Origin of the sequence: Ruminococcus sp. FMBCY1, from assembly GCF_023921805.1 — a bacterium.
GTDB classification, from domain to species: Bacteria; Bacillota; Clostridia; order Oscillospirales; family Acutalibacteraceae; genus Ruminococcoides; species Ruminococcoides intestinale_A.
This window is the reverse complement of sequence record NZ_CP074197.1, coordinates 719,613-743,398: the sequence shown is the minus strand read 5'-3', so window position 1 is coordinate 743,398 and position 23,786 is coordinate 719,613. Positions and strand designations below refer to the sequence as shown.

Annotated in this window: 20 protein-coding genes and 1 tRNA gene; 14 read left to right on the top strand and 7 right to left on the bottom strand. The window is 39.8% G+C overall.

The features are described 5' to 3' along the window. The first annotated feature begins 107 nt into the window (after positions 1 to 107). From KGF34_RS03470 to KGF34_RS03440, 7 genes are read left to right on the top strand one after another with little or no spacing between them, the layout of a single operon-like run. Complete coding sequence (locus tag KGF34_RS03470; protein ID WP_252559809.1) at positions 108 to 2,843, top strand: hypothetical protein; 2,736 nt, start codon at positions 108 to 110, stop codon at positions 2,841 to 2,843. Between the two features lie 12 nt (positions 2,844 to 2,855). Further along, positions 2,856 to 3,257 carry a DUF6711 family protein gene (locus KGF34_RS03465; RefSeq protein WP_252559808.1) on the top strand — a complete coding sequence of 134 codons (402 nt, stop codon included), beginning with the start codon at positions 2,856 to 2,858 and terminating at the stop codon, positions 3,255 to 3,257. An 11-nt stretch (positions 3,258 to 3,268) separates the two neighbouring features. Then, positions 3,269 to 4,465 carry a hypothetical protein gene (locus KGF34_RS03460; protein WP_252559807.1) on the top strand — a complete coding sequence of 399 codons (1,197 nt, stop codon included), beginning with the start codon at positions 3,269 to 3,271 and terminating at the stop codon, positions 4,463 to 4,465. Further along, on the top strand, positions 4,446 to 6,053 hold the full coding sequence (locus KGF34_RS03455) for a hypothetical protein (RefSeq protein WP_252559806.1): 1,608 nt from the start codon (positions 4,446 to 4,448) through the stop codon (positions 6,051 to 6,053). The genes KGF34_RS03460 and KGF34_RS03455 overlap by 20 nt, the downstream gene beginning before the upstream one ends. Before the next feature lie 2 nt (positions 6,054 to 6,055). Continuing rightward, the gene (locus KGF34_RS03450) at positions 6,056 to 7,081 is read left to right on the top strand and encodes a glycoside hydrolase family 25 protein (protein ID WP_252559805.1); all 1,026 of its coding nucleotides are present in this window, start codon (positions 6,056 to 6,058) and stop codon (positions 7,079 to 7,081) included. Positions 7,082 to 7,096: 15 nt separating this feature from the next. Next, positions 7,097 to 7,360 (top strand): Gp49 family protein, encoded by a 264-nt coding sequence (locus tag KGF34_RS03445; RefSeq protein ID WP_252559804.1) that lies wholly within the window; start codon positions 7,097 to 7,099, stop codon positions 7,358 to 7,360. Then, complete coding sequence (locus KGF34_RS03440) at positions 7,360 to 7,812, top strand: phage holin family protein (protein ID WP_252559803.1); 453 nt, start codon at positions 7,360 to 7,362, stop codon at positions 7,810 to 7,812. Before KGF34_RS03445 ends, KGF34_RS03440 begins: the two co-directional genes overlap by 1 nt. A 300-nt stretch (positions 7,813 to 8,112) precedes the next feature. On the opposite strand, the gene KGF34_RS03435 is transcribed toward KGF34_RS03440, so the two are convergent. Further along, positions 8,113 to 8,188: transfer RNA gene (locus tag KGF34_RS03435), tRNA-Thr, on the bottom strand. 188 nt (positions 8,189 to 8,376) lie between these two features. Between KGF34_RS03435 and KGF34_RS03430 the strand changes: the two genes are divergently transcribed. The 3 genes from KGF34_RS03430 to KGF34_RS03420 all read left to right on the top strand — a co-directional run bounded on the left by KGF34_RS03430 (position 8,377) and on the right by KGF34_RS03420 (position 11,647). Next, positions 8,377 to 8,760 carry a helix-turn-helix domain-containing protein gene (locus KGF34_RS03430; RefSeq protein WP_252559802.1) on the top strand — a complete coding sequence of 128 codons (384 nt, stop codon included), beginning with the start codon at positions 8,377 to 8,379 and terminating at the stop codon, positions 8,758 to 8,760. Positions 8,761 to 8,979: 219 nt separating this feature from the next. After that, positions 8,980 to 9,243, top strand: coding sequence for a 30S ribosomal protein S15 (gene rpsO, locus KGF34_RS03425; RefSeq protein WP_022233876.1), 264 nt, complete (start codon positions 8,980 to 8,982; stop codon positions 9,241 to 9,243). A gap of 196 nt (positions 9,244 to 9,439) precedes the next feature. Further along, positions 9,440 to 11,647, top strand: coding sequence for a polyribonucleotide nucleotidyltransferase (locus KGF34_RS03420; protein ID WP_022233875.1), 2,208 nt, complete (start codon positions 9,440 to 9,442; stop codon positions 11,645 to 11,647). 175 nt (positions 11,648 to 11,822) lie between these two features. On the opposite strand, the gene KGF34_RS03415 is transcribed toward KGF34_RS03420, so the two are convergent. Beyond that, positions 11,823 to 13,184 (bottom strand): sodium-dependent transporter, encoded by a 1,362-nt coding sequence (locus KGF34_RS03415; protein ID WP_022233874.1) that lies wholly within the window; start codon positions 13,182 to 13,184, stop codon positions 11,823 to 11,825. Positions 13,185 to 13,394: 210 nt separating this feature from the next. Here KGF34_RS03415 and KGF34_RS03410 point away from each other — a divergent pair, with 210 nt between their 5' ends. Further along, positions 13,395 to 14,345: an L-lactate dehydrogenase gene (locus tag KGF34_RS03410; protein ID WP_249377438.1), complete on the top strand. Its 951-nt coding sequence runs from the start codon at positions 13,395 to 13,397 to the stop codon at positions 14,343 to 14,345. Between the two features lie 166 nt (positions 14,346 to 14,511). Here the strand turns inward: KGF34_RS03410 and KGF34_RS03405 are convergent, their stop codons facing one another. Further along, a complete protein-coding gene (locus tag KGF34_RS03405; RefSeq protein ID WP_252559801.1) occupies positions 14,512 to 15,171 on the bottom strand; it encodes a Crp/Fnr family transcriptional regulator in 660 nt (219 codons plus the stop codon). An 88-nt stretch (positions 15,172 to 15,259) separates the two neighbouring features. On the opposite strand from KGF34_RS03405, the gene KGF34_RS03400 reads away from it, so the two are divergent. After that, complete coding sequence (locus KGF34_RS03400) at positions 15,260 to 15,958, top strand: 4Fe-4S binding protein (RefSeq protein ID WP_252559800.1); 699 nt, start codon at positions 15,260 to 15,262, stop codon at positions 15,956 to 15,958. 160 nt (positions 15,959 to 16,118) lie between these two features. On the opposite strand, the gene spo0A is transcribed toward KGF34_RS03400, so the two are convergent. Further along, the gene (gene spo0A / locus KGF34_RS03395; RefSeq protein ID WP_022233870.1) at positions 16,119 to 16,889 is read right to left on the bottom strand and encodes a sporulation transcription factor Spo0A; all 771 of its coding nucleotides are present in this window, start codon (positions 16,887 to 16,889) and stop codon (positions 16,119 to 16,121) included. A gap of 149 nt (positions 16,890 to 17,038) precedes the next feature. Beyond that, entirely contained in the window at positions 17,039 to 18,058 is a 1,020-nt protein-coding gene (gene spoIVB, locus KGF34_RS03390) for a SpoIVB peptidase (RefSeq protein ID WP_252559799.1), read from the bottom strand. Positions 18,059 to 18,232: 174 nt separating this feature from the next. On the opposite strand from spoIVB, the gene KGF34_RS03385 reads away from it, so the two are divergent. Continuing rightward, on the top strand, positions 18,233 to 20,563 hold the full coding sequence (locus tag KGF34_RS03385; RefSeq protein ID WP_252559798.1) for an HAD-IC family P-type ATPase: 2,331 nt from the start codon (positions 18,233 to 18,235) through the stop codon (positions 20,561 to 20,563). A 16-nt stretch (positions 20,564 to 20,579) separates the two neighbouring features. Then, entirely contained in the window at positions 20,580 to 21,920 is a 1,341-nt protein-coding gene (locus KGF34_RS03380) for a CCA tRNA nucleotidyltransferase (protein ID WP_252559797.1), read from the top strand. A 57-nt stretch (positions 21,921 to 21,977) separates the two neighbouring features. On the opposite strand, the gene KGF34_RS03375 is transcribed toward KGF34_RS03380, so the two are convergent. Together KGF34_RS03375 and pyrB are read right to left on the bottom strand one after the other, a co-directional pair. Beyond that, positions 21,978 to 22,583 carry a DUF308 domain-containing protein gene (locus KGF34_RS03375; RefSeq protein ID WP_186934694.1) on the bottom strand — a complete coding sequence of 202 codons (606 nt, stop codon included), beginning with the start codon at positions 22,581 to 22,583 and terminating at the stop codon, positions 21,978 to 21,980. A 15-nt stretch (positions 22,584 to 22,598) separates the two neighbouring features. Then, a complete protein-coding gene (gene pyrB, locus KGF34_RS03370; protein WP_022234149.1) occupies positions 22,599 to 23,666 on the bottom strand; it encodes an aspartate carbamoyltransferase in 1,068 nt (355 codons plus the stop codon). Between the last annotated feature and the right edge of the window lie 120 nt (positions 23,667 to 23,786).

Genomic DNA, 23,786 nt, shown 5'->3' with positions numbered 1-23,786 from the left:
AAATAAGCTAATTACAGCGTACATCTTCGGGTGTGCGCTGTTTTTATACCACAGGGTGTAGCATTTTGCAACGCCCTTATTTTTATGCAGAAAGGATGTGAAACATATTGGATAACACAACCGTGGGCGAAATCGGCTTAAATCTTGTACTGAACAGGCAAGGCTTTTCTAAATCGCTTAATGCAGTGCAGGAGCAGGCAAACAGCGTAAGCAATAATATGAAAAGCTCACTTAAAAAGCTCGGCTCTGCCATTGTTGCTGCGTTTTCGGTAGCGGCGATTAAGCAGTTTGGCCAGCAGTGCATTGAATCGGCGGCACAGGTCAATGCGGCAAATTCTCAGTTTGAGCAGACTTTCGGTTCAATGGAATCACAAGCAAAAAGTGCAATTCAGAGTGTTGCAAAGGAAAGTGGTATTCTCGAAACCCGATTGCAGGGTGTGGGAACGAGTATTTATGCTTTTGCAAAAACCACAGGTATGGACAGTGCCAATGCATTGAATATGATGCAAGAAGCTTTACAGGTAACAGCCGACAGTGCGGCGTATTATGACCGTTCGCTTGAAGATACCGCCGAAAGCCTTAAATCTTTTCTCAAAGGCAACTTTGAAAACGATGCAGCACTTGGTCTGTCTTGTACAGAAACTACAAGAAACGCAGCGGCTAATAAGCTGTATGGCAAATCTTTTGTCGAACTGTCAGAATCACAAAAACAGCTTACCTTGCTTGAAATGGTAAAGGACGCTAACAAGCTCTCAGGTGCATTGGGCCAGGCAAGCAGAGAATCAGACGGTTGGGAAAATGTAACAGGCAACTTAAAAGAGAGTTGGAATCAGTTGCTTGCGGTTATTGGCAAGCCAATTTTGCAAGTAGCAACGAATATTGTGCAAAAGCTTTCTTCGGCTATCGCAAAACTTACAGAGTACGCCAAAGGGGCGATAAATGCGCTTTCAAAGCTGTTCAACTGGGACGGAGATGATACAGCAAACAGCATTTCAGCCGCTGCAAGCTCGGCAGAAAATTTGACCGATGAGGCAGAAAGCGGTTCAAACTCATTAGAAAGTGTTGCGGATAGTGCAGAAAAAGCAAAGAACAGCGTTGCAGGTTTTGACAAGCTGAATGTTCTCACTAAATCCGATAGCGGCGGTTCAGATGCTTCCGCAAGTGATACAGCAAGCAGCAGCGGAACTTCTGTCGCAAATACTGTTGTTAAAGACACAAACAGCGGTGTTTCGGGTGCTTTTAAAAATCTATACGAAAAGAGCGGATTTAAAGCCTTTGTGGATAATGTTCAAAAGGGCATTAATAAGGTTGATTGGTCAGCTATCGGCAAAAATTGTGAGTCGATATTCAAAAATTCTGTTCCGATAGCTCAAAATTATCTTACACAGGTGCAAAAGGTCGGTAAATCTGCATTCGGTGCGGTAGGTTCATTTGTCGGCGGAGTGGTACAGGTTAGCGGTAAACGGCTGCAAACACTGACGGGCGGCGTTGCAAAATGGCTTGATAAAGACAAGAATAAAATCAACGGCTTTATTACAACCATTGGCGATAATTTCAGCAAAGGCTACGATAATTTATCGACATTCTTTGAAAAGAGTTTTGATGTCATCGGGCAGAGCGTTGACAGAGTTCGCCCACAAATGGAGGACGCAATTTCAAATCTGCTCAGCGGTTTTACAGATTTCGGCGGTGCGGTCGGAACGATTTTCTCGGAGGGCTTTAGTTTAGCTACCGAATCACTTGTAAAATGGATTGACAATGACGGTGCAACTATCGGAGAATTTTTTGACAATATTCAACTTCAAATGGCAGATGTTATGAACTTCGTGGGCGGCGTATTTTCAGACATCGGTAACTTCCTGCTTGGCTGGTGGGACGGCGAGGGCGGTTCTGAGATTTTTCAGAATGTGTGCGATATGTTCCTTAATATCGGCACAACTCTTATGAATGTTTACAACGATTGGATTATGCCTGCGTGGAATTTCATTGTCGGAGTATTTCAGTCCGCATGGACAGATTGCCTTAAACCGATTTTTGAACAGCTATGGACTGTTTTCGGCAAGGTTTGCGACTGTATTGCAACAATATGGAATAATTGGCTTTCCCCGCTTTGTAACTTCATAAGCGATACATTAGGCCCTGTGTTTAATACGGTACTGAGAAATATTCAAAGCATTTTTGAAACAGTATTCAGAGTTATAGGCGATGTTGTGGGCGGTATTTTAAAATCGTTCGGCGGTCTTATTGACTTTATAACAGGTGTTTTTTCGGGCAACTGGAAAAAGGCTTGGAACGGTATCAAAGACTTTTTCGGCGGTATATGGGACGGCATATGGGGTATTATCAAAGGCTTTGTTAATCTGATAATTGACGGTATAAACCTATTGCTGACAGGTATATATACGGTTGTAGCCGCTATCGTTAATACTATCGGCGGTATAGCTGACGCAATCGGTTCGATTTTCGGGCAGGAATGGGGTTGGTCAATGCCTAACGAACCTGTTCTTATTCCACATCTTGCAACAGGCGGACTTGTCAAAGCACCTACGCTTGCGGTAGTCGGAGATAACGCAGGCGCTAATTCGGGCAATCCGGAAGTTATTGCGCCTCTTAACAAGTTACAGGGTATGCTCGACAATTCGGGCGGTCAGGATACGGTGATTCTCGGCGAAATTCTGTCGTATCTTAAAAAGCTGTATGAGATGTTCGTAATATTCAGAAACAACGGCGGTAACTACTATCAGTTTGTCGCTGAAATTAACGGCAATGATATTTTTAACGAAATTGTAAAGCAAAACGAACTTTATAAAAACCGCCATAACGGCAAATCGGCATTTGCGTAAAGGAGGTGCAGTATGTCAAATTATAAAGGTTATTTACTAAAATTCGGAAATACCGAATTTCCTAATAACTATTTTGCTGAATATTCGTCAACACCTGATCAGCGTATGGACAACGATGCCGAGCGTGACGATAACGGCAGTTTACAGCGTTCAACACTGCCGACAGGTAAGACAAGCATTACTTTTTCTACCCACATTCTGCACTTGAACGAGAAAATCAATATGCAGAATATTATTAATTCCGCAATCGTGAACACAGTACAACGCAAATGCTATGTTACATATTGGAACGATGAAACCAACTCATATGACAGCGGATATTTCTATATTCCAGATATTGAGTTTTCGGTTATGGACGCAAGCAAGACCGATATTCTCTACAACCCGATAAGCATTGAACTTATTGAGTATTAAGGGGGTGCGGTATGATAAATTTAACAGATGAGGTCAAAAAGCAACTGTTGAACGACAGCTTGCAAAGGGAAATAATTATCAGCTTTCCTGACGACGATATTCCAGACATCACGGGCGAGAATATTGTATCTGAAAGTCTTGAACTTACGCAGGCAATCAGTGACGGCAAGGAGTTTAAACTCGGCGGCTGTATTGCGGGTCAGCTTACTGTAAGAGTGATAAATGTTGACACAGAGCTCAACGGCAAACGCATTAAAGTTATGATGAAACAGTCATACAGCAAGGGGCTTTTATTTCCCTCGGATACAGTATTGCCGAGTGCAGATTTATATTGCGGTTATCAGTCTGGAGTTATTGAGGTGTCGCTATTCTGCGGTACTGTCAACAGCTCATCGAGACAGAAAAACAGGGCGGTAAAGGAAATTATCGCATATGACGATTTATACCTCGCTTCGCAAAAATACGCTTACAACTACTTTACAAGCCTTGCGATTTATTCGCCAAAAATAAGTTTATATGACTTGAGAGTATATCTCTGCAGCAGCTTTTTAAAGGATTATGATTACGAAAACGAATTCACAGGCTTTAATGACAGCAATAAGCTGTCGCTGAAATTGGATCTTGTAAAATCGGTTCTCAATGACAGAACCACGATAGCGGACTTGTTGAGCGCGTACTGCGAACTTAATGCTTGTTTTGCAATTATGAGCGGAGAGGGCAAGATAAAGTTTATTCAAATTTTAAATCCTAAAACCGAGGTCGTTGACAACTACAGCAACCTCGACTTTGAGGAATACACAACACGCAGTATTAATCTTATTAAGTTTAAGTACAACAAGGACAGCTATTTTTCGTACGGTCATACAGAAGAAGAAAAACAAAGTTGGTATATATCGGACAACATAATTACTGCTTGCTGTACAGACATTGCAGGTATTGTTACAAGTTTTAACGATAATAAAGATAACAACTACATCTTTTACAATTTGTATGCTTACAGGCCTTTTAAAGCTGATGTTTACGGTAGGTGGTGGCTCGAATGCGGCGACAAGGTGAGCATAAAAACAGGCTTTACGGACACGGAAACGGTCGACAGTTTTATTCTTGAACGAACGCTGAAAGGCACTAACGGCATGAGAGTAAGGCTGACGGCAGAAGGTACAGAATATTTAGGAAAGGATGAGATAAATGAGTTACAGCAAAATTAATTGGGTTGACGGAGCTGTTCCGGCGCTGAACGCAACAAACTTAAATCGTATGGACGACGGTATCTACAGCAACAGTGTTGATATAGCAGTAATGGGCACTAATATTGAAACACTTAGTCATAGTGTTGTTGAAATCAGAGAAAGCAATAAAAATATCGAAAAGCGTATTGATGACACAAATGCAGCAATCGAAACCGCATCTGCAAAAATGATAGCAAAAGACTCTTTGCTCAATACATCTACAAGCATTAATCTCACATCGCTTGAGGACACAGAACAGACAGCGAACGGAGTTACTATTTCAGTCAAGAACAATAAAATTAGCTTGAGTGGCACATCTACCGCTGCGGTTAATTTTTATCTCAAGCTCAAGCGTGCGGTTACTCTTGAACAAGGCAAAGCGTATTGCTTATCGTTGCAGAATTTTGCTAATATTACAAACGGCGGTTGTGTGTTCTATCCTGCAAATGAGCAGACGGCAATTAGTTCATCTTGGCTCTTGTCAGAAGTTAGTGCTTTTAAAAATGCAGCGGCCACTTATAGAGCGACAGAAAATGCAACCGTAAATTCGATTAAAATTGCGGTTGCTACAAATAGACTTGTTGACAACAGTTGTAATCTTCAACTTGAACAGAACAACAAAAAATCAGCGTATGCAAATCCTGATTTTATAAGCGAAAGCATTAAACCTGAGTTGTACCAAGCTTCCGACTACGCTATGCATTATTTGTATGTTTCAAATGATTACAACGAGAATACAGATGGGTTTGGTGTTACAAAGTTCAACTCTATTCTGTCTGCTAATGATAGCATAACAGACAACAACTACCATAATCGCTACACAATCATCGTTGCACAAGGCACATATACAGATATGCAAGATAGATACGCAGGTTTGTCCGATGTAAAATTAATCGGTTATCGTGGGGTAATGATGAAAGACTATGTCTATTATGAGTCTGAAAATATATACAATCCACAGGCTACAATAATTAAGTGGGACGGTGCAACAGGCTTTGATAAGTTAACTTTGAAGTCGGAAGATATAATCAAAAAATGTCCGTTTCATCTTGATTTGAATGTCCATACTCACATCAAAGGTTTTACATTTGATTGTAAAAATATCCGTTATGCTCTTCACCTCGAAAGCGGCGGCACAGGCTATGCAACTGAATGGACGGTATCTAATTGTATCTTCAAGTGGGGCGGTCGTGCTGATTGCGTTGATTATTCTGGCAAAACAACGGTTCCAGCGCTCGGATGTGGTCACAGCTTTGGTGAGGTAGGATTGATTGAAAACTGTAAAATTATCCCTACACATTGCACTGTTGGCTATCAGAATCACGAAAATGCTGACAATAGCGATTTTGGATTGTTAATCAAAACAGGTTCAAGTATTACTATTCGCAACTGTGATTTTGGTAATACTGAAATTCAGGTAAGAACGCTGAAAGGTGAATATTCTGACACGCCGAATGTACTTACTGTTGACCGCTGCGTCAATATATCTGAAATTAAGAAGTTGTATGCAGCTCCGGCAACGAAATGCGATTGGACGGTCGTCGAAAATCTAAATGAAGGGGTATGAATATGACAAAAGTAACTTGTGTTGATATTTCAGAATTTCAGCAGAATATCGACTTCAACAAAATGAAAAATGACGGCATAAAAGCTGTAATAATAAGGGCAGGATACGGCAGAGAAGTATCGCAAAAAGACAGTATGTTTGAAAGCCATTTTAGAAATGCAAAAAACGCAAATTTAAAAATCGGAGTGTATTGGTACAGCTATGCCGACAGCGTTAATGATGCTGAAAAAGAGGCAAAGGCTTGCCTTGAGTGCATTAAAAATAAAAGCCTTGATATGCCAATTTATTATGACCTTGAGGACAGTTCGCAGTTGCACCTTGGTAAAACTAAAATTACAGAAATTGCAGAACGCTTTTGCGAAACAGTCAAGGAAAACGGTTACAGAGCAGGTGTGTATGCTAACTTAAATTGGTTTAACAACTATCTTGATTATAAAAGGTTAAAATCAAAATATAGCATTTGGCTTGCTCAGTATAACGATAAAGCAGAACTTGACTGCGACATTTGGCAGAACAGCTCGACAGGCAGGGTCAGCGGCTACAGCGGTAACATTGACACAAATGTAATTTACAACGATAACATCTTCGGCAAGTCTGAAAGCAAAGTCGCAAAACCAACGCTGACATATAGAGTCTTTGCAGACGGCAAGTGGTACAGCGAGGTCAAGGGCTTGTCAAATGTAGCAGGACGAAAGAAACAAGCTATTTCAGCTATTGCTCTTAAAGTATCAAAAGGTAAAACTCGCTATCGTGTGCACTTGCTTAATGGTGACTGGCTGCCGTGGGTAAACGGCTATGACATCAGCGATAGCGACAATGGTTATGCAGGCATTAAAGGCAAAGTCATTGATGCCGTACAGGTCGAGTTTGAGGGAGTCGGCAATTATAAAGCTACATACCGTGTCAGAAAGCAGGGCAAGAGCAGTTTCTTTGATTGGCAGTACAACTCAGAGCAGGACAGCTCACAGGACGGCTACGCAGGACTTTTCGGTAATAAGATTGACGGCTTGCAGATTACATTGACATAATTTTGGAGGTATAAAATGAAAAATGCAGTAACAAAGCAGCAGATTGATGAATTGCTCAAAAAATCAGAATTTAGAATTGAAACAGTTTATAACAAAGTAACTATGGTAAGCTGTAAATTACCAAATGGTTTTGTTATAAATGAAGCAAGCGGAGCAGTTGATCCTGCTAATTACGATGAAAAAATTGGCAAAAAAATCTGTATGGAAAGAATTGAAAATAAGTTGTGGGAACTCGAAGGATATGCTCTCGCAAAACAGCTTTACGATGAGGTGAAATAATGAAAGACAATATTATTCAGGCTACTGTTTCAGTAGCTATCGGTGCTCTGATATCATATTTTAATATCTTACTTATCCCAATTCTCGTGCTCATCGCTGTAATGCTTATTGATTATATTACAGGATTGACATCGGCGTACAGAAACGGCGAATTAAAAAGTAAAACAGGTTTAATCGGAATTTTGAAAAAAGCAAGCTATCTCGCTCTTGTGGTTGTTGCGGGTGTTGTCGATTATTTAATCTGCACAGGCTTAGCGGCGGCAAATGTAAATATAGGTGTCACATATTGTTGCGGTTTAATTGTAACGATTTGGCTCATCATCAACGAATTAATCTCAATTCTCGAAAATCTCTCGGAGTTAGGCACGCCAATTCCGAAATTCCTTGTAAATATCGTCCGCCGATTGAAAAATACAGTTGAAAGCAAAACCGATACAGACACAAAAGAATAGCATATATAAGTTTAGCCCCACACTTGCTAAGTAAGAAGTGTGGGGCTGTTTTTAATTGTTATCATCAATAAACTATTTTTAAAACTTTTTCGTGTTATCAGATATTCGCAATGAATAAATATAGATTGAGTATGTAAGAAAAAGTCAGTAAACACCCGATTTTTTGAACTTTAAAGCTGACTAACATTTGACTAACATTTTTGAAATTTAAAGCAGTTTTAGGCGGTGTTTTACGGGAAACAGGCAAAAAGAAAAACCGCATACAAGCCTTAAAAACGGCTTGGTTATGCGGTTTATTTGTGGAGCTGGTGAACGGACTTGAACCGTCGACCTACTGATTACGAATCAGTTGCGCTACCAACTGCGCCACACCAGCAAATCGTGACTAACAACAATTATTATACAACGAATATTTGAAAATTTCAAGACTTATTTTGGGAACAATATGGTAATAATTTACAGTGATTTATATTCACTTTTGTGGAATTATTATAAACTTTGTATTATAATTGTTGTAATAGTTAAAATATATATCAAGCATTTATATACAAAGGGTGTGTAGAATTGGCTAAATACGAAGGAAAAAACAGTTCTTTTGCATTAAGACTAAAACAACATCGTGAACTTTGCAGACTTACACAGCAGCAGGTTGCCGATATTTTGAATATTAACAGAACAACCTATACAAAGTACGAAACAGGTGTGTCCGAGCCGAGCCATGAAGTTTTAAGAAAAATTGTTTCTATTTTCGGCACGGATTATAACACTTTGCTTGGTAACGGAAGTTCTTTCTTACCGATAGTTCAGGATCCTGACGATACTTTGAAACTGTATAATCTTTCAAATGACGAAAAAAAGCTTTTGATTGCTTACAGAGCAATGTCCGACGAAAATAAAGCGGATACACTTAATAAGATGAAAGAAAAATTGAAAATTGCTAATAAGTGATTTCGGATAGCATGGGGTTAATTTTGGATTAATAAATGTAATAAAATCACGCATAAAATGAACGTAAAAATTTGTAAAAATCCTTTACATTTATTATCCTTTGTGTTATAATCAACTTGTTGACCGCTGCCTCGGAACAAGGGTTAAGCCGATAATTCGGATTTTCACAGCCTTACTCTGGGACGGTTGGCTAAAATTTTTACAAAGGTGGAAACGCAGATGTTAAAAGAAGAAAAGCAGGCTATCATGGCCGAGTACGCTACTCACGAAGGCGACACAGGTTCTCCTGAGGTACAGATTGCTCTCCTTACAAAGAGAATTAATGACCTTACAGAGCACCTCAAGGTTCATAAGAAAGACCATCACAGCAGAAGAGGTCTTCTTAAGATGGTTGGTCAGAGAAGAAGCCTTCTCAACTACCTCATTAAGGTAGACATTGAGAGATACCGTTCTATTATTGCAAGACTTGGTATCCGTAAGTAATTTTGCAAATCAGGGCAAGCGCAAGCTTGCCCTAAATTCCGTTTTTGCGTAAATTTTCTCAGCTGTATTTTAGCGGTAAAACGGGTAAAAAATCTGTAATATTTTATTGTTTTTATCGGTTTTATTGCTAAAACAGCGTGAAAATCCGCAAGATGTTTATTACAGAAATCGTATGATTTCAGAAAGGATTTTTACAATGAACAGATTAATGACATTCGACAAATACAGAGTGTTTGAAACAGAATTTGCCGGCAGACCTTTAAAGGTTGAAACAGGTAAAATGACACAGCTTGCCAACGGTGCTTGTCTTGTACATTACGGTGATACAACAGTTCATGTTGCTGTTACCGCATCTCCAAAGCCGAGAGAGGGCGTTGACTTCTTCCCACTTTCAGTTGACTATGAAGAAAAGATGTATGCCGTAGGTAAGATTCCGGGTGCCTATCTCAAGAGGGAGGGCAGACCGTCAGAAAAGGCTATCCTTACAAGCCGTGTAATTGACCGTCCGATCCGTCCGCTTTTTGACAAGAGCATGAGAAACGACGTTTCTATCGTTTGTACCGTAATGAGCGTTGACTTGGACTGCTCACCTGAAATTACAGCTATGATAGGTGCGTCAATCGCTATTTCAATTTCTGATGTTCCGTGGAACGGCCCTATTTCAGGCTGTTCTGTAGGTATGATTGACGGCGAGTACATCATCAACCCGACAGAGGCACAGAGAGCTGTTTCTAAGATGGCTACTACTGTTGCGTCAACAAGCACAAGAATTGCTATGATTGAGGCAGGCGCTGACTGCGTTACAGATGATGAGATGTACAATGCCATTATGGCAGGTCACGAGGCTAACCAGAAGATTATTAAGTTTATCGAGGACATCAAGGCCGAAATCGGCAAGCCTAAGTTTGAGTTTGCAAGTCTTGAGCCTGACCACGATATGTTTGAGGCTATCAAGGCATTTGCAGAGGAAGATGTAAAGGTTGCTCTTGATACCGATGACAAGACAGTTCGTGACGAGAGATTAAAGCCTATTTACGAGGCTGTTCACGCAAAATTTGATGAGATTTATCCTGACAGTGAAGCGCTTATTGACGAGTGCCTTTACAAGACACAGAAGTTCATCGTTCGTCGTTGGTTGCTTGACGAGCAGAAGCGTGTTGACGGCAGAGGTATGGATGATATTCGTCCGCTCGCAGCAGAAGTTTCTGTACTTCCGAGAGTTCACGGTTCGGGTTTGTTTACAAGAGGACAGACACAAGTTCTTACAATCGCTACTCTCGGCCCTGTATCTGACAAGCAGTTGCTTGACGGTATTGACGGAGAAACAGAGAAGCGTTACATTCACCACTATAACTTCCCGAGCTATTCAGTAGGCGAAACAAAGCCAAGCAGAGGTCCGGGCAGAAGAGAAATCGGTCACGGCGCACTTGCAGAGCGTGCTCTCGTTCCTGTAATTCCGCCTGTTGAGGAGTTCCCATATGCATTAAGACTTGTATCAGAGGTTCTTTCTTCAAATGGCTCAACCTCACAGGGTTCAATCTGCGGTTCTACACTTGCACTTATGGACGCCGGTGTTCCGATTAAAGCCCCTGTTGCAGGTATTTCTTGCGGTCTTATTACAGAGGGCGAGCGTTGGATGACAATGGTTGACATTCAGGGTCTTGAGGACTTCTTTGGCGATATGGACTTTAAGGTAGCAGGTACAAAAGACGGCATTACAGCTATTCAGATGGACCTTAAAATCAGCGGTCTTACACCTGAAATGATTAAAGAGGCTCTTGCAAAAACACACAAGGCTCGTAACTACATTCTTGACGAGGTTATGCTCAAGGCTATCCCAGAGCCAAGAAAAGAGCTTTCACCATATGCTCCTAAGATGTACACAACTACAATTCCTGCCGAGAAAATCAGCGAGGTTATCGGTAAGAGCGGTAAGGTTATCAAAGAAATTCAGGCTGAGTGCGAAGTTAAGGTTGACATTGAGGAAGACGGCGATTACGGCAAGGTGTTCGTATCGGGCATTGACGCTGACAAGTGCAACAGAGCTATTGAGATTATCAAGACTATTGCTATTGATCCGGAGCCGGGCGCAATGTACCTCGGCAAGGTAACAAGACTTATGGACTTTGGCGCATTCGTTGAGATTGCACCTGGCAAAGAGGGACTTGTTCACATTTCACAGCTTGATGTAAAGCGTGTAGACAAGGTAACTGATGTAGTAAATGTAGGCGATGTGATTCGTGTAAAAGTAATGGAAATCGACGATAAGGGCAGACTTAACCTTTCCCGTCGTCAGGTTCTCATAGATGTTGACGGTCTTACTCCTGAAAACGATGTAGATACAGAGAGAAAGCCACGCCCACGCAGACCTTTTAACGAGAGAAGAAACAACAACAGAAGATAAATTCTGCTGAAAAAGCAGTGAAACACTCCGCTTTGGATTGCCAAGGCGGAGTGTTTGTTTTAATTATTTAGCCTCAAATACGCTAAACCATAAATTATTAATATTTTTTAATTAAAAAAATAAAACGAAAAGCTCATTGGTTTTAGATTATTTGCAAAACCAATGAGCTTTAAATTTATCCCTGCGGAATGAATCCCGAAATAAATACAATCAATACAAGAACAGGTAATACATATTTTATATACGGTTTAAAAAATCTTGGAAATTTGATACCCTCGCCCTGATTACACTCATTCAAATAGCCGTCAAATCCCCAACCGAATTTTGTTGAACAGAAGAGCGAATACAAGAATGCGCCTACAGGAAGAAGAATATTGCTTACCGCAAAGTCCTCAATATCAAGTACGCCTTTGCCTAAAATATTGAATCCGCTTAAAAGATTAAATCCGAAAATACAAGGCAGACAGCCTATAAGCATAATTATCGCATTTATAATTACGGATTTTGTGCGGCTCATATTGAACATATCAATACAGAATGAAATCAGATTTTCAAACACCGCAATTACGGTTGAGAAACACGCAAAGGTCATAAACATAAAGAACAGCGTGCCCCAGATTCTGCCGCCTGCCATATTTACAAATACATTCGGCAGTGTAACAAATATAAGAGCAGGACCTTGATTCGGTTCAACTCCGTATGAAAAACAGGCAGGGAAGATGATAAGTCCTGCGGTGATAGCGACAAAAGTATCAAGTATGCAAATTTTAATTGATTCGCTCGGCAAAGTCTTTTCTCTTGTCATATAACTGCCTAAAATTTCCATAGAAGCAATGCCAAGGCTTAGTGTAAAGAATGCCTGACTCATTGCTGATGTAATTATATGTCCGATTCCGATTGACTGCACTTTTTCTAAATCAGGCACAAGGTAAAACTTTATGCCCTCGGCAGCACCCGATAAAGTAAGACTGTTTATCGCAAGAATAATAATCAGCGCAAGCAATAAAATCATCATAACCTTGCTGACTTTTTCAATTCCGTTTTGTATGCCTTTGCTGCACACAAAAAATCCTGCAATAGCCATAACAGCCATCCATATTATCATCTCAACAGGATTAGACATCAGATTTGAAAATACATTGCCGACCTGTTCCGCTGTCATTCCGCTTTCAAATGTACCCGTTGCAAATTTGAAAAAGTAGCTTAGCATCCAACCCGATACAGGTGTGTAGTACATCATAAGCAGATAGCAGCCGAGTATGCAGAACCAACCGTGAATGTGCCACTTGCTTTTTGGCTTTTCAAGTTTTTTGTATGCGAGTACGGCACTTTTTTTACTTGCTCTGCCGATTGCAAGTTCCATAGTCAGCACGGGTATGCCCATAATTACGAGGAACAGCAGGTAAAGGAGTACAAATATTCCGCCGCCGTTCTGACCTGTAACAAAAGGAAATCGCCATACATTGCCGATACCGATTGCACAGCCTGCGCTGACAAGTATAAATCCGAGTTTGGATTTAAAATTTTCTCTTTCCATAAATAATCTCCTAAAAGGCAAAATACATTATAATTATATAAAATATTAATATACATTGTCAAGCAATTTAAAAATAAAGTATATAAAATAAGAATTATTATTATTTTACTTGATTTTTCCAAAATATGTGATATAATAAAGTAAAATAAGTAGTGATTACTAAATTATCTGATTTAGCGTAATAGAAACTTTATTTTAGGGGGTTAAACAATGGATAAAGTTAATTTAAGAAAAATCGCAATAATAGGTTGCGGATTTGTAGGTTCGGCATCGGCTTTTGCGTTAATGCAGAGCAAAATGTTTTCGGAAATCGTGTTGATTGACGCAGACAAAGATAAGGCAGAGGGCGAGGCTATGGATATAAGCCACGGTATTCCTTTTGTCGGAAATATGAAAATCTATGCAGGTAGCTATGACGATATAGTTGACGCTTCAATTATTGTAATTACTGCCGGTGCGGGACAAAAGCCGGGTGAAACAAGACTTGACCTTGTACATAAGAATGTCGGAATTTTTAAGAGTATTATTCCTGAAATTGCAAAAAGAAACTGCCGCGGCATATTGCTTGTGGTTGCAAACCCTGTTGATATTCTTACATATACGGCTCTTAAACTTTCGGGTTTTGAGGAGAACAGGGTTATCGGTTCGGGTACAGTGCTTGATACCGCAAGACTCAAATGTCAGCTCGGTGAGCATTTGTCGGTTGACAGTCAGAGTGTGCACGCATATATTATAGGTGAGCACGGTGACAGCGAAATTGCCGTATGGAGCAGTGCGAATGTTTCGGGTATTCCGCTTGATGATTTCTGCGAGATGAGAGGTCACTATAATCACGATAAATCGCAGGAAAATATCGCAGAAAAGGTTAAAAACAGTGCCTATGAAATAATTGCGAAAAAGCGTGCTACATATTACGGTGTTGCTATGGCGGTAAAGAGAATTTGCGAGGCAATTATCCGTGACGAAAAATCCATACTTCCTATTTCTTCACTGATGCACGGCGAGTTTGGTATTGACGATGTAGTGCTTAGTATGCCGTCGATTGTGGGTGCAAACGGTATTGAAACTAAAGTTCCGATTTCTCTTAGCGAGGACGAAGAAATCAATCTTAAGAAATCTGCCGATACTTTGCGCAGTATTCTTGATGATTGCGAAATTTAAAAGACGAGTAAAAGGTGTCTGAAAATTCAGTCACCTTTTTGCTTTTATATTTAATTGTGCGATAAGTTGTAATGAATTTTTATGATAGTATGATAATTAGGGGATAGCGTAGTGTTTCGTTATGCAATTAAAAAATTTCCCAATACTATAAATCCCAAATAATCTCTTACAAATCAGTTTCTGTATCAAGCAAAACAAAATGATTTTTTCTGTAGTCTAAAATACCGTCTGATTTCATTTTGCTAAGTTCTTTAGAAAGAGCACTGCGGTCGAGATTTAAGTAATCTGCCATCTGCTGACGGTCAAACGGTATTTCAAAGTCTGTAGAATCGGCTTTTACCGATTCTTCCGACAGATAGGCAAGAACTCTTGTACGCACTGCTTTTGATGAAGTGCAAAAAATTCTTCGTGAAAGAGCAAGATTTTTTTGAGCCGAAAGCATAAGCAGACTGTTCATAAATTTCGGGTACCACGGCTGATTGCTGTTTTCCGGTTTAAGAGCGTTTTTTAAATTTATAAATAAAATTTCGCAACATTCGGCGCATACAACATCGACCATCATCGGAGTTTGCGAAAGGGCATAGGTTTCCGCAAAAATTTCTCCTTCGTTTGCATAACTGATTATACTTTTATTGCCCCATATATCAATGTTCTCTATAATGACATTTCCAGAGAACACAATTCCTACGCTGTCTATAACATCTCCCATATGATAAATATGTGTGTTTTTGGCATAAATGCGTTTTTTCATAAATTTACTCTTGTTCATTTGAGTAATTTCCTGTTCGGACATATTTTTAAATAAAAGTATATCACAAAATTTCATAAAAGCCTCATTTCGTTGCTATAACAACATAATTTCTTTTCTGATTATATTATAATTTATTTGCAAAATCAATACGGAGGTATTTAAGATGATAAGAAGAATTATAAATATAGATGAAGAAAAGTGTAACGGTTGCGGTGCTTGTGCAAATGCCTGTCACGAGGGTGCGATTACAATGGTAAACGGTAAGGCTAAACTTTTGCGTGATGATTATTGCGACGGACTCGGTGACTGTCTGCCAACCTGCCCTACGGGTGCGATTTCTTTTGTTGAGCGTGAGGCTCTCGCATATGATGAAGAGGCGGTAAAAGCCAATATGAAGAAAAAGTCAGAAACATTCGGTGGCTGCCCCGGACACAGACTACAGACATTTAACAGAGAAAGCTCTAAAAATACTGCTTTTGCGGAAGATGTAAAAATGCCGTCACACCTTGGTCAGTGGCCGTGTCAGATAAAACTTGTGCCTGTAAACGCTCCGTACTTTGACGGTGCAAAGCTGCTTATTGCCGCCGATTGCACAGCATATGCTTATGCGCAGATGCACAATGATTTTATGCGTGGGAAAATTACACTCATAGGCTGCCCTAAACTTGACGATATCGATTACAGCGAAAAACTAGAAAGTATAATTGCAAATAACAATATTTGGAGCGTAACCGTAGTTCGTATGGAAGTACCGTGCTGCGGAGGTCTTGAGTACGCCGTAAAAAGAGCGTTGCAAAACAGCGGAAAGTTTATACCGTGGCAGGTTGTTACAATTTCCACTGACGGTAAAATTTTAGATTAAATAATAAATTTCAACTAAAGCCTTTACATATTTGTAGAGGCTTTTTTATGTAGGCGGGGGAGTGCGGATTTCGATTAAATTTAAAAAAGAATATTCACGGAATAAAACGGTATAATATTTTCAAGGACTGCCCATTCGGACAGCCCTTGAGTAAAATTTATCAGCTTGCGTTTTTAATCTGTAATCTTAACTTATCAGAAATCATAGCAATAAATTCGCTGTTGGTTGGCTTGCCTCTGTCGTTGTGGATAGTGTAGCCAAAGTAGGAATTAAGCACATCAACATCTCCTCTGTCCCAAGCAACTTCAATTGCATGGCGAATTGCTCTTTCAACTCTGGATGATGTGGTTTCGTATTTCTTTGCTACAGACGGATATAATTGTTTTGTAACCGCATTGATTATTTCGGGATGTTCAACCGACATAATAATTGAATCCCTTAAATAGTGATAGCCTTTGATGTGAGCGGGAACGCCGATTTCGTGCAAAATTTCAGTTACTTTAAGCTCAATGCCGAATGCGTCAAAAGTTACGGGATTTCCGATGAAACTTTCTTTACTGCGCTTTGTCATATTTACAATATTCTGACAAAGTTCTGAAATGTCATACGGCTTGAGTACAAAATAAGATGCTCCCGAATTCATAACCTGCTGTTCGAGAATTGCGTTGTGGAATGATGAGAATACTATGAAAAGCGGAGCTTTAAGTTTATCTCGTCTTACACTGCGCATTACGCCTATTGCGTCGAGTCTGGTCATAAATGAATCCATAAGGACTACATCCGGCTGTTCTGCCTTAATGCGGTTCAACAGTTCTTCTCCGTCTTTTGAGCAGAAAGCAGGCGTAATGTTGTAATTTTCCATTGTTGCATTGCTTTCCTGCGAAAATTCGGATGCTTCTTCTGTGATGATGAGTTTGATTGCTTTTTCCATTGATTATTTCCCCCAGTAATTTTTCTATGAGATTATATTACCATAAATTGGTAATTTTGGCAATACTTTCCAAGCAAAAAAATTCAATAAATAATAAAATTTTTTTGGTTAAAATAATTAACTGCCAAAAATCAACGGATTTAGCTAAATTATTTGTAATTTTGCATCATATTACCAACATATATTCCGTAACCCTCGTTAGTGGAGTTTACAAAAACATGGGTAACAGCGCCTACAAGTTTACCGTCCATAACAATAGGACTGCCGCTCATACCCTGAACAATACCGCCCGCTTTATCAAGTAATTCTTCATCGGTTACTTTAAGCGTAAAACTTTCGGCAGAGTTTGTGTTTCTGCTTATGCTTGTAATTTCAATGCTGTATGCTTTCGGCGTATTGCCCTCAAGAGTGGTATAAACAGTCGCTTTACCCGTTTTTAGTTCGGATTCTTTTGCAACTTCAAGTTTTTCTTTATTTTCTGTAAGCGAAGTATCAAATGTGCCGTATATTCCGATGTCGCAGTTATCGGTAATTTTTCCTATAACTTTGTCGGAGAAATATCCGTTAAGACTGCCGGGGGAGCCGTTTGTGCTTTTTGTCACACTGCTTATTTCCGCTATAACCGCTTCACCCGAGGCAAGCGGCATAAGCGTGTAAGTGTCGCAGTCGCAAATGCCGTGACCAAGACCCGCAAAGTAATTTTCGCTTTTGTCATAATAGGTTACAGTGCCTATGCCTGCACTGCTGTCACGCACCCAAGCGCCTATGAGATAATTGTCGGCCGTGTTTTTTATAGGAGCTATCTCTTTTGTAAGCGTTTTGTTGTCACGCTCAAAGGTTACTTCAAGGGTATTTCCGTCTGAATTAAGCGTAGCTTCACGCAGTGTTTCATTGCTTGTAATTTTAGTACCGTTAATTTCCTTTATAATATCGCTTTCTTTAAGTCCGCCTTTTTTTGCGGGACAAACATATTTACTGCCGTCAAAATAACTTTCAAGTTCAACTATCATAACACCGTCCGAATACATTTTAAGTCCGAACGGTTCACCGCCGAGATAAACATATTCCGGCAGTTCTCCGCTGTTGCAGGGAATAGCAGTGGCAGAAAGTGAAATAATAGCTGTAAGGGCAACTGATAAAAATTTATTAAAAAATTTAAAAAAAATCAAAAAAATCACCTACTTTCCGTTGCCATTCTTAGTTTTTGCATTTATAATATAAGAAAACAGGATTTTTTATTATTAAAAATTTTTTTGGAAGATAAAAAGTAATTAAAGCAGCTTGTAACTCAAAAATGTTATTATTTTTATAAATTAAAAAATTTTACATTGAAAGGAATTAGAATGGATACTAATTTAAAAGGACTTACTTCGCAAGAGGTAAGTCGCAGAGTAGCGGAAGGTAAGATAAATATTACCTCAAATTTAAAAACAAAATCAATCGGAAGAATATTCAGAGATAACATTTGTACTTTGTTTAACGCAATCAATGTTGTGTTGCTTGCGGCGCTTGCGTTTGTCGGCTCTTACAAGAATATGCTTTTTATCGGCATTATGATTGCCAACACAACAATCGGTATAGTGCAGGAAATTCGTTCAAAGAAAAGTGTAGATAAACTGACTATCCTTTCCGAAAAGAAAGTTACTGTCGTGCGTGACGGCAGAGAGTGCGAAATAAGCAGAGATGAAATTGTACAGGACGATTTGGTTGTTCTTTCCAGAGGCTCCCAGATTCCCGCCGACTGTATTGTGTGTGAGGGCGAATGCAAGGTAAATGAAAGCCTGCTTACAGGCGAATCGGATCTTATAGAAAAAAAGGTCGGTGACGAACTGCTTTCGGGCAGTTTTATCAGTCTTGGCAAATGTTACGCAAAGGCAAACAAAGTCGGCGCAGAAAGCTATGCGGCAAAAATTAACGATGAGGCAAAGTACATAAAGAAAGTTAATTCGGAAATTTTGCGTTCCTTTAATTTTATTATAAAAATATGTACTTTTATTCTTTTTCCCGTAGGCATCGCTTTCTTTATAAGACAGTTTGGTATCAATGACGGCGATTTGCAGGCTACTGTTGTAAGTACGGTTGCGGCTTTGCTCGGTATGATTCCTAAGGGTATGATTTTGCTTACAAGTTCCGTGCTCGCTGTTTCTATTATACGATTGACACGGAAAAAGGTGCTTGTGCAGGAGATGTATTGCATAGAAACTCTCGCAAGGGTTGATGTACTCTGCCTTGACAAAACGGGCACTCTCACTACCGATGAGATGAATGTTACTGATGTTATCACTATGTGTAATAAGGAAGAAATCGGCACGGCGCTTGCCTCAATCGCAAAATATTCCGATGACAAAAACGCAACTTTGCTTGCAATTGAAAAGTACGCAAAAGGACAAAAGCATATCGGCTGTAAAAAATTCTATCCGTTCTCGTCCGAAACCAAGTGGTCGGGCGGCGATTTTGATAACGGTAAATCCTATGTAATGGGTGCTGCTGAATTTATATTTAAGGATAAGAATAAGTATAAAGAGGTATTTGATACCATTGAAAGCATTAACGATACGGTAAGAATTATTGTTCTTGCCTCTTCCGAAAAGTCGCTCTGTAACGGTTTGCCCGACGATATTACTCCGCTTGCCGTTGTTCTTATTAAAGATAAACTCCGTGAAAATGTAAACGATACCATAAATTATTTTAAAGAACAGGGAGTGGCACTTAAGGTTATTTCGGGCGACAGTGTAAAAACCGTTCAGAATATCGCAAAAGATACGGGCATAACAGGTGCGGAAAACGCAATTGATATGACTACTGTAAAAACACAGGAAGAACTTGAAAAAGCGGCGGAAAATTGCAGTGTGTTCGGCAGAGTTACTCCTCAACAGAAAAAACAGCTTGTAATTGCGCTTAAGAAAAACGGTCATTCTGTTGCTATGACGGGCGACGGTGTAAACGATGTGCTTGCATTAAAAGAGGCAGACTGTTCAATCGCAATGGCGGCAGGAAGCGACGCCGCAAGAAATGTGTCACAGCTTGTGCTCGTTAATAATGATTTTGCATCAATGCCGGGTGTTGTGGCAGAGGGCAGACGAACAATCAATAACCTTGAACGCAGTTCGGCTTTGTATATTGTAAAAACAATTTATACAATCATACTTTCGGTATTCTTCATATTCTTTCATATGCCGTATCCGTTTGAGCCTATTCATTTTTCACTTGTCGGTGCTCTTACGGTAGGTTTGCCGTCCTTTGTGCTTGCTTTGCAGCCTAATAAAAACCGAATTAAAGGTAATTTTACCTACAATATAATTGCAAGAGCGGTGCCTGCCGCATTCTGTACCGTTCTCAATATAATAGGTATGGCTGTTATTACGAAGTTTACAACGCTTGCACCTGACGAGTATTCTACAATATGTGTATATATGACGGCATTGTGTGCTTATATGCTCATCTTAAGACTTTCATATCCGTTTAATGCATTGAGAATTGCTATGCTTACTGTGTCGGCGGTCGGCATTGTGCTCGGTTGTGTATTCTTTGCCGGATTCTTCTCGCTTGTATGGCTTTCGGTTGACGGACTTATTTTGTTCGGTTTGCTGTCGGCATTTACAATTGTATCATTCAATCTTCTTTATAATTATGCCGAAAAGCTGATTGAGAAAAATAAAAACAAATATAAATAAGAAAGGGGTTGAAAGTGTGAAAATTAAATTACCGACCGATGTCAGAATGATAATTGACAGATTTGAGAAAAACGGTTTTTCCGCATATGCGGTGGGCGGCTGTGTGCGTGATTCTTTACTGCAAAAAGAGCCAAATGATTGGGATATTTGTACCGATGCTTTGCCGCAGGATATTCTTCGTCTTTTTTCTGATTTTCATACTTTCGACACCGGAATAAAGCACGGTACTGTGTCTGTAGTGATAAATTCTTCCGTGTATGAAATTACAACTTTTCGCATTGACGGAGAGTATTTCGATAATCGTCACCCTGAAAAGGTAGAATTTACGGATGATTTGGTTACGGATTTGTCACGCAGAGATTTTACCGTAAACGCTATGGCTTACAGCGACCGTACAGGTCTTGTAGATCCGTTTGACGGCGCATACGACCTTGAGCTTATGGCGGTGCGCTGTGTAGGTAATCCCGTTGAGCGCTTTACCGAGGACGCATTGCGTATTATGCGTGCTCTGCGCTTTGCCTCGTGCTATAATATGGCGATAGAAAAGCATACCGCCAATGCAATTTTTGAATGTAAAAAACTTTTGAATAATATTGCCGCCGAACGCATAACCGTCGAGTTCAACAAACTTGTATGCGGAGAAAGCTGTGAGTACATAATGCGCAGGTTTAAAGATGTGTTTGCGGTATTTTTGCCCGAAATATCAATTATGTTTGGGTACGACCAACATACCAAACATCATAACAAAACGCTTTGGAGGCACACCACCTGTGCAATGACAAATATCGACCCGACTCCGCTTTTGCGAATTACCATGCTTTTTCATGATTTGGGCAAACCTATGGCTTGCAAGCGTGACCCTGACGGTACGGCTCATTTTAAGGGTCATCCAAAATTCAGCGCAGTAATGGCAGAGCAAATACTTGAGCGCCTTAAGTATCCACGGGATTTTATAGACGATTGCGTAACGCTGATTGCGTTTCATGATGTAAGGTTTACAGGCAGTAAACCGCAGATAAAACGAGTGATGAACAAAATCGGTGAAACTGATATGCGCAGACTTTTAAAGGTGCAGTATGCCGATTTAACGGCACAGTCTATGTACCTTAGAGATGAAAAAATGAGCAAGTATAATCTTGCCTGTGCCGCATTTGAAGAAGTTCTAAAGGAAAAGGATTGTTTTACGCTGAAACAGCTTGATATTAACGGTCACGATTTGATAAAAACAGGAATTACCGACGGTAAACAAATCGGAAATATCCTTGATAAATTGCTCGGTATGGTGATTGACGAAAAAATCGAAAATAAAAACTCAATCCTTATGCAGAAAGCAAAAGAATTGAGCGGAATAGATTAATTATATCGCAAACAAAAACCGCAGATAAGTGTCGGCTTATCTGCGGTTAAATTGTTTTTAATCATCATCATACTCGTTATCGGGAGTGATGTTTATCATTTGAGATTCGTTTGAAATTTTCTTTGCATAGTGCCCGATTGTAGCGATAAGTGTAAGTCCTGAAATGCCCTCATATACAAGAGCGATGCCTAAAATAATCATAATTATATCCGCAAAGAAACCGGGGAAGATAATTGTTGTAATCGCAAAAATTATAATAAGTGCGGAAACCACAAAACTTATCCACCAATATTTTACGCCGAACGACTTTAACTGAAACGACCTTTTAATATCAATGGTACTGTCAACGATAATCAAAATACCGATTATTGCGAATATCATTCCTAAAATCGACTGCGGAGAAATCAAGAAGAAAACTCCGAATGCGGTAGCCGCAATGCCGACAATCATTTCAAAGCCGAAAGACGCTTGTTTTGAAGTGAAATATGTTATGAGATTAAACAGTCCGTAAACCGTCAGCGCACCGCCGAGCGTATAGCAAAGCGCAATGCTTACCTTGTCGGGATAAAAAATCATAACAAAGCCGAGTACAATATAGGCAAGAGCCGAGATAATGGCGGTAGAAATTGCCTTGCCGTGTTTTTTATTTTTGCTTTTGCTCATTAATCAATCACCTCATCAGTCAATGCGCTTGTCGCAGTAGTCGCACATCTGCATACCGAGTTTTAAGTATGAACGATTCGGCAGGTATTCTTCCCGTGCGGTAATGCATCTCGGATTTGTACAGCGTTTGTCTATAACAGAGATTTCTCTGTCCTTAAGCATAAAGTCGTCATCCTGTAAAAGCAGGAGAATAAGTGCCATTCTGCCATACATACCGTAGAGTGCCTGCTTAAAGTACAGGGCACGGGGGTCGTCGTCTATGTCAACCGTGATTTCGTTTACTCTTGGCAGCGGATGAAGAATGATCATATCTTCCTTGGCTTTTGCAAGTTTCTCTTTGTCAAGAACAAATACATACTTCTGCTTTTCGTATTCCTCTTTGCTTGCAAAGCGTTCCTGCTGTATTCTTGTCATATAAAGTACATCAAGGTCGGAAATAGAACTTGCAAGGTCATTTGAAAATTCATATTTACAGTTATTCTTTTCAAGAATATCAATAATGTAAAGCGGTACTTGTAATTCTTTTGTGGAAATAAGCACAAATGAATTGTTATCGTACTGCGAAAGTGCCTTTATGAGTGAATGTACGGTTCTGCCGTTTAAGAGGTCGCCGCAGATACCGATTTTAAGGTTATCAAGTCTGCCTTTTTCGCAGCTTAAAGTAACTATATCGGCAAGAGTTTGTGTAGGGTGAAGATGTCCGCCGTCGCCGCAGTTGATAAACGGAACGCCTGCATACATAGACGCAGCCATTGCAGAACCCTCTACAGGGTGGCGCATTGCGATAATGTCGGCATAGCCGCCTACAATTGTCATGGTATCTTTAAGACTTTCACCTTTGGCAACGGAAGAATTGAGCGGATTGTCAAAACCGATTGTTCTGCCGCCGAGCTTTAGCATTGCAGTCTGAAAAGACATTTGAGTTCTTGTGCTCGGCTCGTAGAAAAGCGTGGCAAGAATTTTGCCGTCGCAGGCGTGTCTGTAATCAGCAGGATTTTCCATAATTTTTTTAGCTTTTTTAATCAGCATATCAAGCTGTTTTTTCGACATTGCGTCAAGGTCAATAAGATTTTTATTAGCCATTAAAAACACTACCTTTATAATTTTTTTCTATTTTATCAAAAATATACAAGGTTTTAATATCAATAAAGAAAAATAACATTTAAATTTACATTTACCGACAACCGTATATTACATATTTTG

Excerpts from the sequence above, each read along its gene's own strand:
- KGF34_RS03465 (WP_252559808.1), top strand. The coding sequence starts at position 2,856 with ATGTCAAATTATAAAGGTTATTTACTAAAATTCGGAAATACCGAATTT.
- KGF34_RS03460 (WP_252559807.1), top strand. The coding sequence starts at position 3,269 with ATGATAAATTTAACAGATGAGGTCAAAAAGCAACTGTTGAACGACAGC.
- KGF34_RS03455 (WP_252559806.1), top strand. The coding sequence starts at position 4,446 with ATGAGTTACAGCAAAATTAATTGGGTTGACGGAGCTGTTCCGGCGCTG.
- KGF34_RS03450 (WP_252559805.1), top strand. The coding sequence starts at position 6,056 with ATGACAAAAGTAACTTGTGTTGATATTTCAGAATTTCAGCAGAATATC.
- KGF34_RS03445 (WP_252559804.1), top strand. The coding sequence starts at position 7,097 with ATGAAAAATGCAGTAACAAAGCAGCAGATTGATGAATTGCTCAAAAAA.
- KGF34_RS03440 (WP_252559803.1), top strand. The coding sequence starts at position 7,360 with ATGAAAGACAATATTATTCAGGCTACTGTTTCAGTAGCTATCGGTGCT.
- rpsO (WP_022233876.1), top strand. The coding sequence starts at position 8,980 with ATGTTAAAAGAAGAAAAGCAGGCTATCATGGCCGAGTACGCTACTCAC.
- KGF34_RS03420 (WP_022233875.1), top strand. The coding sequence starts at position 9,440 with ATGAACAGATTAATGACATTCGACAAATACAGAGTGTTTGAAACAGAA.
- KGF34_RS03415 (WP_022233874.1), bottom strand. The coding sequence starts at position 13,184 with ATGGAAAGAGAAAATTTTAAATCCAAACTCGGATTTATACTTGTCAGC.
- KGF34_RS03410 (WP_249377438.1), top strand. The coding sequence starts at position 13,395 with ATGGATAAAGTTAATTTAAGAAAAATCGCAATAATAGGTTGCGGATTT.
- KGF34_RS03405 (WP_252559801.1), bottom strand. The coding sequence starts at position 15,171 with ATGAAATTTTGTGATATACTTTTATTTAAAAATATGTCCGAACAGGAA.
- KGF34_RS03400 (WP_252559800.1), top strand. The coding sequence starts at position 15,260 with ATGATAAGAAGAATTATAAATATAGATGAAGAAAAGTGTAACGGTTGC.
- spo0A (WP_022233870.1), bottom strand. The coding sequence starts at position 16,889 with ATGGAAAAAGCAATCAAACTCATCATCACAGAAGAAGCATCCGAATTT.
- KGF34_RS03385 (WP_252559798.1), top strand. The coding sequence starts at position 18,233 with ATGGATACTAATTTAAAAGGACTTACTTCGCAAGAGGTAAGTCGCAGA.
- KGF34_RS03375 (WP_186934694.1), bottom strand. The coding sequence starts at position 22,583 with ATGAGCAAAAGCAAAAATAAAAAACACGGCAAGGCAATTTCTACCGCC.
- pyrB (WP_022234149.1), bottom strand. The coding sequence starts at position 23,666 with ATGGCTAATAAAAATCTTATTGACCTTGACGCAATGTCGAAAAAACAG.